Below are 12565 nucleotides of genomic sequence, written 5' to 3' on the forward strand. Positions count from 1 at the left end.
TCGTAGCTCGTAGCTCGTAGCTCGTAGCTCGTAGCTCGTAGCTCGTAGCTCGTAGTTCGTAGCTCGTAGCTCGTATGCATCAAGCGCCCCGGGTACCTGCCCGGGGCGCTTTCGGTTATGTTGACGCAAACGCCACCTTCCCAATGAACCGCAAGGAGCCTGCCGATGACCGTGATGACCGCCGCCGCCATCGAGGACTTTCTCGACGAGATCTTTCCACAGCGGACGGGGACCATCGAGGGCGTCGACGAGATGCGCGCGACCATGAGCCTGGCCATCGAGGACGAGCACTTGCGGCCCGGGGCCAGCGTCTCCGGCCCCACCCTGATGGGGCTGGCCGATGTCTGCCTCTACGTGGCGATACTGGCCCAGATCGGTCCCGAACCCATGGCCGTGACCAGCGACCTGCACTGCCGCTTTTTGCGCCGGCCCCGGGGCGATCGCGATGTCATCGCCAACGCCCGGATCCTCAAGCTGGGGCGACGCCTGGCGGTGGGCGAGGTGCAGCTCTTCTCCGACGGCGACGAGCGACCGGTGGCCCTGGTCACCGCCACCTATGCGCTGCCGGACGGTGACTGACCCTGTGGTCGGGCGCGCAGCACCGCCACCGCCAGGGCCAGCCAGCCGGCGATCATCAGCACTCCGCCGATGGGCGTGATCATTCCCAGGCCGGTCGCGGCGGTGAGCGCCATGGCGTAGAGAGAGCCGGAGAAGAGCGCCGTGCCGGCCGCCCACAGCCCCATGGCCAGCCGCTGGCCGGCGAGCGATGTTCCGGCGCGCCAGGCCAGTACGGCCAGCAGCGCCAGGGTATGCCACGCCTGGTAGCGGACCCCGGTCTCGAAGGCGGCCGCCAGCCGCGGGGCCAGCTGGCCCTCCAGCGCATGAGCGCCGAAGGCACCGGCCATCACCACCAGGGCGCCGGAGAGCGCCACACCCAGCCACCATCCCCTGTCCTGCATTCTGACCCTCCTTGCCTTGAATGACCGTTGTGGTTGCCCGGATTCTCGAGAGGCGACGGGGATAGGCCGAAGAGGGGGTCCTATGCCATGGATGGCATCGGTAGCGCCCATGGAGGGGTTCACAGCGCCCCCTCTCAGGCCTGTCGCCGGTCAGCCTCGAGCGTTCGGGACGTTCTTGGTCGCCTACCGTACCCCGGCGAAGCGGAAGCCGCTACAATACGGCCCCCCGATTCACCGCTGGCAACGAGTGTCCCCGAGCCATGACCGACCCGCGACACGACGACAAGACCACCACCCCCGAGGGCCCGGATGCCCCGCTGCATCGCCGCGGCATCAAGAGCTATGTGCTGCGCGCCGGCCGCATGACCCAGGCCCAGACCCGGGGACTCGAGGAGGTCTGGCCGCGCCTGGGACTTAGCCTCGCCGATGGCCGCCAGGACCTCGATGCCCTGTTTGGACGGCAGGCTCCCCGGGTGCTGGAGATCGGTTTCGGCATGGGAGCCTCACTGGTCGAGCAGGCCGAGCGTCATCCGGACACCGACTTCATCGGCATCGAGGTGCATGCGCCGGGGGTCGGCAAGCTGCTCGACGAGGCCGACAAGCGTGGCCTGACCAACCTGCGCGTCTACCGCGAGGATGCCCTGGCGGTGCTCGAGCAGTGCCTTCCCGAGGCGAGCCTCGATACGCTGCAGCTGTTCTTCCCCGACCCCTGGCCGAAGAAGAAGCATCACAAGCGCCGCATCGTCCAGCCGGCCTTCGTCGAACTGGTGCGGTCGCGACTCAAGCCCGGTGGCACCCTGCACATGGCCACCGACTGGCAGGCCTACGCCGAGTGGATGGCCGAGGTGATGGAGGCCGCTCCGGGCTTCGCCAACACCGCCGACCCCGAGACGGCCCCCTATGTGCCACGCCCCGAGTTTCGCCCGCTGACCAAGTTCGAGGTACGCGGCGAGAAGCTGGGGCACGGCGTCTGGGACCTGATCTTCAAGCGGGTCGACTGATCCGCCCGCGCCAGCACCCTCTCGGCGCCACGATATCCGGCAGGTGCCGTGTCTGTTTTACGAGCAAAAGAAAGCCGCCCCGGGAGAGGCGGCAAAAAGACCGTGACTAGCAATGAGAGGGAGAAACCAGGGCAGGAAACTGGCGGGTTTCTGCCCGGCGTGGCGCCTCATCAACGCCACGATTCAAGCGTAACCATTCTTGCTTGCACAGTCAATGCAAATGCGAACGTTTTTCGTTATAGGCCTGCCCTCAGCCGGCAAGACGCAGCCAGAGCGGCAGGGTCACCATGGCCAGCAGCGTCTGGCCGGTGATCAGGGCCGCCATCAGCTCGGCGTCTCCGCCCAGTTGGCGGGCCAGAATATAGGCCGAGGTAGCGGTGGGCAGGGCGGCAAAGAGCAAGGCCACGTCGCGGGTCACCGGATCCAGGCTCAACAGTTGGGCTAGTACGAGCACCAGGGCCGGCATCAGTCCCAGCTTGACGAGGTTGGCGAACCAGACCCCCCGATCCCGTCTCAGCAGGGCAGCGGGGCGCAGCGCTACGCCCACGGCCACCAAGCCTAGCGGAAGGGCGGCACGGCCCAGCAGCTCCACGCCGGGCTGGCTCCAGCCGGGTAGGCCGACGCCGCTCACATTGAGTGCGATGCCGGTCAGGCAGGCCAGAATCAGCGGATTGCGGGTCAAGGCAGCGAGGCTTTTGCCCAGGCTCGCCGAGCCCAGGGTGCCGGCAGCGATGAAGCTGGCTACGCAGAACACGTTGACCACTGGCACCATCAGCGCCACCGCGACCGCGGCCACCGTGGCCCCGGCATTGCCATGCAGCGCGGCGGCCCCGGCAACGCCGACATAGGTGTTGAAGCGTAGTGCACCCTGGAAGGCCGACGTGAAGGCGGACGCGTCGAGTCGCAGCCGGTTTCTCAGTCCCCACAGCAGCAGGCCGAACAGGCCCATGGCACCCAGCAGGGCCATGGCCAGCCGGGCGACCGGCACCTGGCCGACATCCGCGGTGGCCAGGGTGGAGACCAGCATGGCAGGAAACAGCAGGAAGTAGATCAGCCGCTCCATGCGGGGCCAGAAGTCCCCGCCCGGCTGGCGCCACCACCCGAGCCCGGCGCCCAGCAGGATCAGCAGGAACAGCGGCCCCAGTGCATTGCCCACGTCTTCCATGACATCTCCCTCGTGATCGCCTCCCCTGCGACATCCTTGCGCACTTCGCCGCAGGCAAATGCTGATAAGCTTACCTCCATCCTGTCACCGATGGAGGCCACGTTCTCCGCCATGTTACAGCGCATCCTGTCGTCGACTGGCGCAGCTCGCCCACCGCTGCTTCACCTGTTGATCATCGTCACCCTGCTGACCCTGGCCGTGGCGCTCTGGTACCTGACTCGCTACAGCCTGCGCGACGAGGCCGGCGTGCACTGGCATCCGCCGGAGGAGGTCCGCTGTGACCTCCATGCGGCTCCCTGCACGGCAAGCCTGGGACAGGATATCGCGCTGCGCCTGGCGGTCGAGTCGGACGGCCCCATCCGGGCCCTGGAGCGTCTGCCGCTGGAGGTGCGCCTGACCGGTATCCCGGCCGAGTCCGCCCGTGTCGACTTCGTCGGCCGCGACATGGACATGGGACTGCACCGTTTTCCCCTCGAGGCCGTGGGAGACGGCGTCTTCCGCGGAGAGGGACAGGTGGCGATCTGTACCGAGGCGATCATGCCCTGGCGCGCGAAGGTGGTGGTGGACACGCCGCAAGGACGACTGGGAAGCTGGTTCGACTTTGAAGTGATGAGGCGGTGATCATGAAACAGCGAGGCATCTGGCTGGGAATGGGCATGATACTGGTGATGGTCGCGGTCGGCCTGGGCGTCTATCAGCAGCAACTGAAGGACCAGGCGAATGGCGAACCCCAGGGGGGGGCGATCGAGCTGCCGTCGACCGAGGGTGAGTTCTCGCTGAGCCAGCTCGACGAAGACCAGCTGGCGGTGGTCTTCTTCGGCTATACCTGGTGTCCGGACGTCTGCCCGATGAGCCTAGCCGTGGTGCGCCAGGTGATGGGGCGGCTCGACCCCGAGCAGCGGCGCCGGGTGGTCCCGTTGATGGTCTCGGTGGACCCCGAGCGGGACACCCTGGCAAGGCTAGAGGAGTATCTGGCCTTCTTCGGTGAAGACTTCATCGGTGCCACCGGCAGCCAGGAAGCTCTCGAAGAGCTGGCCGAGCGCTATGGCGTGATCTGGCGCAAGGTGGAGACACCAGATTCTGCCATGGCCTACACCATCGACCACAGCGCCTCGCTGTTCCTGGTGGACCGCAACGGCGAGATTCAGCGCCGGGTGCTGCACTCGCCTACCTCCGGTCCGCTACAGACCGCCCTGGAACAGGTCCTGGCCGAAGAGTAACCCTCGGCATATGTCTCTCACTGGTCATCGGGTGATTGCTGCAGGCGCTCGATCATGGCCATCAGCGCCCCCATCTGGGAGCCCTGGCGGCTGTCATGCAAAGGGTTGAGCTGCCAGGTGCTCTCGGCAAAGCCCCACCAGTCCCAGCACCCCTGGGGGTTGGGAAGGCTGGTTTCCGCCTGGGGGTAGAGCACTACCCGCCGATTGGTGGCGGCCCACTCGTTGAGGCCACTGTGGCGAACGAAGGCCTCGTCGATCTGTTCGACATCCATGGCACAGCCATGCAGCGCCACGGTCAGCTTACAACCGCCGTCTTCGCAGTCCGCCGGCACGAACAGGTAGCCTGTATCCCCCAGCCCGCGCGCGTCGAAGTCCGACTGGTCGAAGGACACAAGCTCGCCCCGAGGATTGCCCGGCTCGGGGGGGACCAGGTCGCCATGCAGCCAGCCCAGCATCTCCCCGGCGATGTCCAGGTCGCAGGCCAGCAGGTGGGTACCGCCCCCGCCGCGGCAGTCTGCCAGGGCATCCAAGGGTGTGCTCGCACGCGTGGCCAACGGCCAGCCATGGCCGGCCTCCTCACTCTCCATGAACATCAGCTGGTCATCGGGAGCGGCTAGCCAATCGCGGAACTGCTCGGCGAGGGCATGGCCCAGTGAGGGGGCCACGGTGTCATCCTCCCCGCCATGCCAGACGAAGACCTGCAGCTCGGCCAGGGCCTCGGGGTCGCCGACCAGATCGCGCCGCCGGTATTCCCGGTAGCGGTTCTGCAGCTCCGCCGGATCCGGCATGCCCCGCCGGGTCGTCATGCACTGGCCCAGGGCCAGTCCAAGAGAGCCGCGGGCACAGGCCCAGGGGCCGGCGGCCACAACGCCTAGCCCGGCGAAGCGTTCGGGCCAGGCCACCGCCAGCTGGGTCGCCATGTAGCCCCCCGAGGAAACGCCGAGGACGCTGGCGCCATCCCGGTCAACGTCAAGGCGAGGTAGCTGTGCCGGCGGTTCCTGGGCGGCCAGCGGAGTGGCCAGCCCCAGGCACAGGCCGGCGGCGACCAGGCAGCGGGTGGCGTGCACCCGGGCCGGATCACTCACCGGCCACGTCGAGCAGCTCGACCTTGAAGATCAGCGTCTCGTGGGGGCCGATGGGCCCCTGTCCCTGCGCGCCATAGGCGAGCTCGGAAGGAATTACCACCTCCCAGGTATCACCGACGCTCATCAACTGGAGAGCTTCCTGCCAGCCCTCGATGACCTGGCCGACCTGGAAGCTGACCGGCTCGCCGCGGTCATAGGAGCTGTCGAAGACGGTGCCATCGATCAGGGTGCCCTCGTAGTGGACCTCGACGGTGTCGTCGGCGCCGGGGGTCGCACCGTCACCGGATGCCAGCTCGCGATACTGCAGGCCCGAGTCGGTGACCGTCACCCCGTCCTGCTCGGCGTTCTCGTCCAGGTAGGCTTCGCCTTCGGCGCGGTTGGCCGCGGCCTGTTGTTCGGCCTCGGCCTCGCGGGCGGCCATGGCTTCCTGCTGGAACGCCGTCAGGGCCTCGGCCATCTCCTCGTCGCTCATCTCCAGTTCGCCGCCGTCGAAGACGTCACGGATGGCCTGGGTGAAGGCATTGATGTTCAGGTCTTCGACATCCTGCTGGATGCTCTGGCCCAGCGTTACGCCGAGGCTGTAGCCCAGCTTCTCGTCGTCGGTCTCCGGGGCAGCGGCCAGGGCCAGGGGGGCGGCGGCCAGCAGGGCCGTCAGGGAGGCGGAGGTCAGCAATGTCTTCATGAAGGAACCTTGTGCGTTGGCGCGGAGGCGCCTCGGGTGGATGTACGGAAGTGCATGGAATTCATGGGACTCTAACAGGGCCGGGCCGGTTCCGCATCCGCATGGCATGCAGGAGGAAACCGGCCCGGCGAGGGGCGTCCGTGGGGGTCAGACGATCAAGGTCGGGCAGTGGGCGGAGCCCGCCACCCGCTGGGCAACGCTGCCCAACAGCAGGCTCTTGTCGCCGTTGGTGCCTTGGGAGCCGATCACGATGAGGTCGCACTCGCGCTTGCGGGCGAAGCGCACGATGGTGCGCGACGGCCGTCCTCCCTTGACGAAGGCACGGACCTGCTCGGCGGCCACCCCGAGCTCCACGGCATGGGATTTGGCATGCACCGCGATCTCGGTGGCGTACTCCTTCAGGGCGTCGTCGGGGAGTTCGAGCCGCTCGGGCCTTACCATGGAGAGCGAGGCCTCGAGCAGGCTATGGTGCTTGAAGACGCACAGGATGTAGAGCTCGGCCCCGGTCAGCAACTGCAGGCCTGCGCCTTTCTCCAGGGCCTTGAGAGCGCCCTTGGAGCCATCTACCGGGACCAGTATCCGATTGAACATGGTCGTTACTCCTTGGATCAGCGGAAGGCCAGGTCGCGCAGGAAGAGGGCGATCTGCGGGAACATGATCAGCAGGGCCGCGGCCAGGATCAGGATGAACACGAAAGGCGGCGTGCCCTTGATCACATCCAGGTAGGGACGCTTGAAGATGGCGATGGCGGTGAAGATGTCGCAGCCGAAGGGCGGTGTCGCCGAGCCGATGGCTACCTGCAGGGTGATCAGGATGCCCACCAGTACCGGGTCGAGCCCGGTGGCCGCCACGGCCGGGGCGAAGATTGGCGTCAGCACCAGGATCACCACGATGGGATCGACGAACATGCAGGCCACGAAGAAGGCGATGCAGATAGCGATCAGCACGCCCGTGGGACCCGCCTCGTTGATGCCCGCCGCCGCCAGGATCTCCTGGGGGATCTGAGCGAAGGAGATGATCCATGAGAAGCCGTTGCCCACCGCGACCAGGATGAACACCACGGCGGTGATCAGGCCGGTGGACTTGGCGATGGCGTAGATGTCGTTGACCTTCAGCGAGCGGAAGATCAGGAACTCCAGGAAGATGGCGTAGAGCACGCAGGCCGCCGCCGCCTCGGTGGGGCTGAAGATGCCGCCGTAGATACCGCCGACGATGATCACCGGGAAACCCAGCGGCCAGAGGGCCAGGCGGACCGCGGTGAAACGCTCGCCCCAGCTCGACTTCGGCTCGGTGGGGACCTTGCGCACGGTGGCATAGATCACACAATAGATCGAGAACATAAGCAGGATCAGCAGCCCGGGGCCGATACCGGCAATAAACAGTTCACCGATGGAAGTCCCCGAGATGACTCCGTAGATGATCATGCCGATGCTGGGGGGAATCAGGAAGGCGATATCACTGGAGTTTATGATCAGTGCCAGGGTAAAGGAGTCCGAGTAGCCGGCCTTGAGCATCTTGGGGCGCAGGGGGGAGCCCACAGCGACCACCGTGGCTTGGGTGGAACCCGATACCGCGCCGAACAGGGTGCAGGAGGCGGCCGTGGAGACCGCCAGGCCGCCTTTCACATGGCCGATGAAGGACATCACCATGTCGATCAGGCGATTGGCCGACTGGCCTCGTGTCATGATGTCCGCCGCGAGGATGAACATCGGCACCGCGATCAGCGAGGCGGGGCGGATGCCAGCCATCATCTGCTGGATGAGCGTGTCCATCTGGCCCAGGCCATTGAACATCATGTAGAAACCGATGACCGCTGCGGTGATCAGCGGGATCATCATGGGAAAGCCCAGCAGCAGCAGGGCGATCATGGTGGTAACCATTATTGTCGTCATCGTGCGTTCCCCCGGGCATTCCGCCCTGCGTCAGACTTCCGTTTCCGTGTCCTTGTAGCCGTCGAGCACGCCTGTCGATAGGTAGACGTCCCGCGACGTCAGGTTCTTGATCGCGGTGAGCAGGTACTGGATGCCGGTGATCAAGAAGCCCAGGGGGACCCAGACGTAGATGATCCAGATCGGGGCGCCCAGCGCCGGCAGGATCCTGCCCTTGGCCTGAAGGTCCAGGATGTAGACGATGGAGTAGTAGAGCAGGAAGAACATCACCAGCGAGGTGGTCAGCGCAATGACGATCATCAATGCCCGTCGCCCCCCCACCGGTAGGGCGTCGTAGATCGCCGACATGCGGATATGGCGACCATGGCGGGCAGCATAGCCGATGCCGGCGAAGGTAATCATGATGATCAGGATGCGGTTGATCTCGCCGGAAAAGAAGATGCTGTTGCCGAACCCGAAGCGGGCGATGACGTTGGCGATGGTGTTGAAGGCCATCAGCAGCACGCCGAGGGCCAGGATCACCGCCTCGAGCTTGCTGATGAAGGTATCGATGGTACCCAGAAAGCCCGGTAGTCCCGAGCGATAGTGCTTTTCGGACTCTTCGTCGCTCATGTCCGCACTCCCTTTTCAGCATGCGATGCAGGAAAGATCAGGATTCCCTTATGACCAGCATACGCGTGGATGCCAGCCCTGGTGGCTGCCGACGTCAACGCTGGGTGCACGCTGCTCGAATCCGGAAGCTTCATGTCCAGAAACAATAAGGGGGCAGCCCGGGCAGGCCACCCCCCTTCAAGACCGAAGCCGGCGGGGATTACTCCGCGTCTTCGGTCACGGCCTCGAGGTCGGCCTTGAACTGCTCGAGCAGCTCCTTGCCGCGCTCACCTGTCATGTCGATGAACTCTTCCTCGACCTGAGGAGCACGCTCCTTGAAGGCCTGGATCTGTTCCTCGTTCAGGCGAGTCACGGTGACCTCGTCGGAGGCCTCCTGGATCTTGTCGAGGGATTCCGCGGCCAGGCCCTGGATGTGCTCGATGGTGTGGTCGTAGGCCGCATTCGACGCCTCACGCACCAGCGCCTTGTCCTCGTCGGAGAGGCCCTCGAAGAAGTCCTGGTTGGCCATCATGGCGGTGGTGAACCAGCCATGGCTGGTGAAGGTCAGGTGCGGTGAGACCTCGTAGAGGCCGCCGGACTCGATCCAGAAGATCGGGTTCTCCTGACCGTCGATGATGCCGGTCTGCAGGCCGCCATAGACCTCACCCCAGGGCAGCGGCGTCGGGGTCGCGCCGAAGGCGCTGTAGGTCTCCGCCAGCAGCGGGTTGGTCATGGTGCGGATCTTCTTGTTATTGAAGTCCTCCGGCGAGGTGATCGGTTCGTCGGCGGTGACCACCATCTCGCCTTCCGGGTACATCTGCAGCAACTCGAGGCCCTGCTCGGCGTAGAGCTCCGGGAACATCTCGTTGATGGCCTTGCTCTCGTCGAAGAACTCGAGCACAAGGTCCATGTCGGTGGGCATCAGATAGGGGATGAAGAAGATCTGTGCCTCGGGGATCAGGGCCCCGGTGAAGCCGGGAGACTGGTTGACGAACTGCAGGATGCCGTTCTGGGTCTGCTCCATGATGTCGTCGGACTCGCCGAGCTCACCGAAGCGGTAGATCTGCAGCGTATGGTCGGAGTTTGCCTCGATATAGTCCTTGAAGGCGACGGCGAAGACGTCCTGAACATCGCCTTCATACTCCTCGTGGGCATAGCGCCAGTTGTCGGCGAAAGCAGCGGTGGACATGCCGAACATCAGTGCGCCAATACCGGCGCCGGTCAACAGCTTGCGTGACTTCATTCTTGTGGTCCCTCTGCAGGTTTAGCCTGTGATGGAGGCTGCTGCCATCAGCAGGTGTCAGGTGAACATGACATTCACTCGGCTAATTTCAGGCTAGCGTGGCCGTCATGAGGGGTCAAGCCGGCTTTCGAGGGTTTGCAGGGCGATAAGATGAGGTTTTTTCTGTACTTGCAGGTGAATGGCGAGAAACTTCGTCAGGCGGGGAGCAGGGCTGGGCAAGGCATCCAGTCGGTTGCTCTCGACTGCCAGCTGCTCCAGTCGTGACAGGGCCTCCCGCTCTGCCTGGAGCTCGGCCTGCTGGAGCGTCCGGCGCAGTGTGGCGACGGACTCGCGCTGATGGGCCTCGGGCTTCAGGTCGCGGCGCAGTCGGCGAAGGGGAGCCGTGACACGGCGCTGCCAGCGGCGGACCGGTGCGGGGCACTCATCGCATGCCAGCCCGTGATGGTGCAGCCAGCAGTGCCAGAGCAGCTCGCAGACATCGACGCCCGCCTCGTCCTGGAGCACCAGGCAGGCCGCCTCGACGCCTTCGCGCCCGTAAAGAGCGAGGGCGAACTCCCATAGAGGGGCGTCGCGCAGTCGAGCCCGCAGAGCGGACGGCAATTCGGTAGAATCGTGGTTCATGACACGGCTGTCGTCCCGGTGGGCGGCAGCCTCACGGACTGCCGAGTGGAGCCTGCATGATCGCACTGCGCCAAGTTTCCCTGCAACGCGGCACCCAGACCCTGCTCGAGGGGGCCGAACTGACCCTGCACGCCGGTCACAAGGCGGGTATCGTCGGGCCCAACGGGGCAGGCAAGTCGAGCCTGTTCAAGCTGCTGCTCGGCGAACTCTCCCCGGACAAGGGGGAGGTAGAGATGAGTGGTGGTCAGCGCATCGCCCACATGGATCAGGAGGTGGAGGCGCTGGAGCGTTCCATCGTCGACTACGTGCTGGACGGTGACCGCGAGTTGCGCCAGACCGAGGCGGCCCTGGCGGCCGCCCGCGAGCGGGGTGATGCCCATCGCGAGGCGGAACTGCATGGTGCCATCGAGTCGCTGGACGGCTACAGCGCCCCGGCCCGGGCGGCCCAGCTGCTGGTGGGACTGGGATTCGTCCAGGCCGACCTGGAGCGGCCGTTGGCGGACTTCTCCGGTGGCTGGCGGATGCGCGTCAGTCTGGCGCGCACGCTGTTCAAGCCCTCCGACCTCCTGCTGCTGGACGAGCCCACCAACCATCTGGATCTGGATGCCCTGCTGTGGCTCGAGCAATGGCTGGTCCGCTACCCCGGCACACTGCTGCTGATCTCCCACGACCGTGACTTTCTCGATGCGGTGTGCGACCACATCGTCCACTTCGACCGTCGTTCGCTCGCGCTCTATCGCGGCAACTACTCCACCTTCGAGCGCACCCGGGCCGAGAAGCTGGCCCTGCAGCAGGCCGAGGCCGCCAAGCAGCAGGCGCGCCGCGAGGAGATCGAGCGCTTCGTGGCCCGCTTCCGCTACCAGGCCAACAAGGCCCGTGCCGCCCAGAGCCGGCTGAAGACCCTCGAGCGGATGGGGGATATTGCCGTGGCCCATGCCGACTCGCCCTTTCACTTCACCATCCCCGCCTCCGACAAGGTCTCCCACCCGCTGTTGGTGCTGGACGAGGCGCGCCTGGGTTACCGGGACGATGCCGGCCAGGAAGCGGTGCAGCTCGACGACGTCAAGCTGACGCTGCTGCCCGGCCAGCGTATCGGCCTGTTGGGCCCCAACGGGGCCGGCAAGTCGACCCTGATCAAGTCGCTGACCGGTGACCTGCCGCTGCTGTCCGGCAGGCGGGTGGCCGGCGAGCACCTGGCGATCGGCTACTTCGCCCAGCACCAGCTGGAGGGGCTGGACCTGGCCGCCACCCCCTTCATGCACGTCCAGCGCCTCTCGCCGACGACCGCCGACCTGGACATCCGCAAGTTCCTGGGCGGTTTCGGCTTCTACGGCGATGATGTCTTCGCCGAGGTGGGGCGCTTCTCGGGCGGCGAGAAGGCGCGCCTGGCCCTGGCGCTGGTCGCCTGGCAGAAGCCCAACCTGCTGCTGCTGGACGAGCCCACCAACCACCTGGACCTGGAGATGCGCGAGGCGCTCACCGAGGCGCTGGCGAGCTTCGAGGGGACGGTGATCATCGTCTCCCATGACCGGCACCTGCTGCGCGCCACCGTGGACGAGTTCTGGCGGGTAGCCGACCATCGCGTCGAGCCCTTCGAGGGCGACCTGGAGGACTATCGGGCCTGGCTCAAGGCGCGCCTGGAGGGCGAGCGCCGCGAGGCTAGGGCCGACAAGGCCGACCGCCAGGCCGAGGGAGAGGCCCCCAAGGAGGGTCGCAAGACGGCCCGTCGTGCCGCCGCCGAGCTGCGCGAGAAGCTGCGGCCCATGAAGAAGCAGCGCGACCGCGCCGAGCAGGCCATGGAGAAGGTCCAGAAGGAGCTCACCACGGTGGAAGAGGCGTTGGGCGACGCCGAGCTCTATACCGACCCGGCCCGCAAGGCGGAGCTCACCGAGCGCCTCGGTCGGCAGGGCGAGCTCAAGTCGCGCCTGGAAGACCTGGAACAGGCCTGGCTGGAGGCGGAGGAAGCCCTTGAAGACGCCGCCCGGGGTTTGCCCGGAGGGTGAAGCTGTAAGCTCTAAGAAAGGCCGTTGCCATCAGCGTGTCGAGAATCAGCATCCCGGCTTACGGCTTACGGCTTACGGCTTACGGCTTACGGCTTACGGCTTACGG

At 66.0% G+C, this 12565-nt stretch carries 14 protein-coding genes; 5 read left to right on the forward strand and 9 right to left on the reverse strand.

All coding sequences use genetic code 11. The features are described from left to right. Positions 1-165: 165 nt before the first annotated feature. A complete protein-coding gene (locus tag RI841_RS09375; protein WP_106231072.1) occupies positions 166-579 on the forward strand; it encodes a PaaI family thioesterase in 414 nt (137 codons plus the stop codon). On the opposite strand, the gene RI841_RS09380 is transcribed toward RI841_RS09375, so the two are convergent. Further along, a complete protein-coding gene (locus RI841_RS09380) occupies positions 555-959 on the reverse strand; it encodes a DUF423 domain-containing protein (RefSeq protein WP_310705334.1) in 405 nt (134 codons plus the stop codon). The genes RI841_RS09375 and RI841_RS09380 overlap by 25 nt on opposite strands. Positions 960-1219: 260 nt before the next feature. On the opposite strand from RI841_RS09380, the gene trmB reads away from it, so the two are divergent. Then, a complete protein-coding gene (trmB, locus tag RI841_RS09385; protein WP_310705335.1) occupies positions 1220-1960 on the forward strand; it encodes a tRNA (guanosine(46)-N7)-methyltransferase TrmB in 741 nt (246 codons plus the stop codon). Between the two features lie 250 nt (positions 1961-2210). Here the strand turns inward: trmB and RI841_RS09390 are convergent, their stop codons facing one another. After that, positions 2211-3125 carry an AEC family transporter gene (locus tag RI841_RS09390; RefSeq protein WP_310705336.1) on the reverse strand — a complete coding sequence of 305 codons (915 nt, stop codon included), beginning with the start codon at positions 3123-3125 and terminating at the stop codon, positions 2211-2213. Between the two features lie 111 nt (positions 3126-3236). On the opposite strand from RI841_RS09390, the gene RI841_RS09395 reads away from it, so the two are divergent. After that, a complete protein-coding gene (locus RI841_RS09395; protein WP_310705337.1) occupies positions 3237-3746 on the forward strand; it encodes a hypothetical protein in 510 nt (169 codons plus the stop codon). A gap of 2 nt (positions 3747-3748) precedes the next feature. Then, positions 3749-4345 (forward strand): SCO family protein, encoded by a 597-nt coding sequence (locus RI841_RS09400; protein WP_310705339.1) that lies wholly within the window; start codon positions 3749-3751, stop codon positions 4343-4345. A gap of 17 nt (positions 4346-4362) precedes the next feature. Here the strand turns inward: RI841_RS09400 and RI841_RS09405 are convergent, their stop codons facing one another. From RI841_RS09405 to RI841_RS09435, 7 genes are all read right to left on the reverse strand, one after another. Further along, on the reverse strand, positions 4363-5430 hold the full coding sequence (locus RI841_RS09405) for a prolyl oligopeptidase family serine peptidase (RefSeq protein WP_310705340.1): 1068 nt from the start codon (positions 5428-5430) through the stop codon (positions 4363-4365). Continuing rightward, positions 5423-6112: an FKBP-type peptidyl-prolyl cis-trans isomerase gene (locus RI841_RS09410; RefSeq protein ID WP_310705341.1), complete on the reverse strand. Its 690-nt coding sequence runs from the start codon at positions 6110-6112 to the stop codon at positions 5423-5425. The genes RI841_RS09405 and RI841_RS09410 overlap by 8 nt, the downstream gene beginning before the upstream one ends. Positions 6113-6259: 147 nt before the next feature. Beyond that, on the reverse strand, positions 6260-6703 hold the full coding sequence (locus RI841_RS09415) for a universal stress protein (RefSeq protein ID WP_310705342.1): 444 nt from the start codon (positions 6701-6703) through the stop codon (positions 6260-6262). A 17-nt stretch (positions 6704-6720) separates the two neighbouring features. Further along, complete coding sequence (locus RI841_RS09420; RefSeq protein ID WP_310705343.1) at positions 6721-8004, reverse strand: TRAP transporter large permease; 1284 nt, start codon at positions 8002-8004, stop codon at positions 6721-6723. Between the two features lie 30 nt (positions 8005-8034). Then, the gene (locus tag RI841_RS09425; protein ID WP_310705344.1) at positions 8035-8613 is read right to left on the reverse strand and encodes a TRAP transporter small permease; all 579 of its coding nucleotides are present in this window, start codon (positions 8611-8613) and stop codon (positions 8035-8037) included. A 199-nt stretch (positions 8614-8812) separates the two neighbouring features. Continuing rightward, entirely contained in the window at positions 8813-9835 is a 1023-nt protein-coding gene (gene dctP, locus RI841_RS09430) for a TRAP transporter substrate-binding protein DctP (RefSeq protein ID WP_310705345.1), read from the reverse strand. A gap of 105 nt (positions 9836-9940) precedes the next feature. Next, on the reverse strand, positions 9941-10456 hold the full coding sequence (locus RI841_RS09435) for a TIGR02444 family protein (RefSeq protein ID WP_310705346.1): 516 nt from the start codon (positions 10454-10456) through the stop codon (positions 9941-9943). A 56-nt stretch (positions 10457-10512) separates the two neighbouring features. Here RI841_RS09435 and RI841_RS09440 point away from each other — a divergent pair, with 56 nt between their 5' ends. Next, positions 10513-12459, forward strand: coding sequence for an ATP-binding cassette domain-containing protein (locus RI841_RS09440; protein ID WP_310705347.1), 1947 nt, complete (start codon positions 10513-10515; stop codon positions 12457-12459). The last annotated feature ends 106 nt before the right edge of the window (positions 12460-12565 follow it).

Origin of the sequence: Halomonas sp. (assembly GCF_031581305.1) — a bacterium.
Lineage (GTDB): Bacteria > Pseudomonadota > Gammaproteobacteria > Pseudomonadales > Halomonadaceae > Halomonas.

What these genes read in the sequence shown, in the direction of transcription:
- trmB (WP_310705335.1), top strand. Translation starts at nt 1,220, where the DNA reads ATGACCGACCCGCGACACGACGACAAGACCACCACCCCCGAGGGCCCG.
- RI841_RS09390 (WP_310705336.1), bottom strand. Translation starts at nt 3,125, where the DNA reads ATGGAAGACGTGGGCAATGCACTGGGGCCGCTGTTCCTGCTGATCCTG.
- RI841_RS09395 (WP_310705337.1), top strand. Translation starts at nt 3,237, where the DNA reads ATGTTACAGCGCATCCTGTCGTCGACTGGCGCAGCTCGCCCACCGCTG.
- RI841_RS09435 (WP_310705346.1), bottom strand. Translation starts at nt 10,456, where the DNA reads ATGAACCACGATTCTACCGAATTGCCGTCCGCTCTGCGGGCTCGACTG.
- RI841_RS09380 (WP_310705334.1), bottom strand. Translation starts at nt 959, where the DNA reads ATGCAGGACAGGGGATGGTGGCTGGGTGTGGCGCTCTCCGGCGCCCTG.
- RI841_RS09410 (WP_310705341.1), bottom strand. Translation starts at nt 6,112, where the DNA reads ATGAAGACATTGCTGACCTCCGCCTCCCTGACGGCCCTGCTGGCCGCC.
- RI841_RS09425 (WP_310705344.1), bottom strand. Translation starts at nt 8,613, where the DNA reads ATGAGCGACGAAGAGTCCGAAAAGCACTATCGCTCGGGACTACCGGGC.
- dctP (WP_310705345.1), bottom strand. Translation starts at nt 9,835, where the DNA reads ATGAAGTCACGCAAGCTGTTGACCGGCGCCGGTATTGGCGCACTGATG.
- RI841_RS09400 (WP_310705339.1), top strand. Translation starts at nt 3,749, where the DNA reads ATGAAACAGCGAGGCATCTGGCTGGGAATGGGCATGATACTGGTGATG.
- RI841_RS09420 (WP_310705343.1), bottom strand. Translation starts at nt 8,004, where the DNA reads ATGACGACAATAATGGTTACCACCATGATCGCCCTGCTGCTGCTGGGC.
- RI841_RS09375 (WP_106231072.1), top strand. Translation starts at nt 166, where the DNA reads ATGACCGTGATGACCGCCGCCGCCATCGAGGACTTTCTCGACGAGATC.
- RI841_RS09415 (WP_310705342.1), bottom strand. Translation starts at nt 6,703, where the DNA reads ATGTTCAATCGGATACTGGTCCCGGTAGATGGCTCCAAGGGCGCTCTC.
- RI841_RS09440 (WP_310705347.1), top strand. Translation starts at nt 10,513, where the DNA reads ATGATCGCACTGCGCCAAGTTTCCCTGCAACGCGGCACCCAGACCCTG.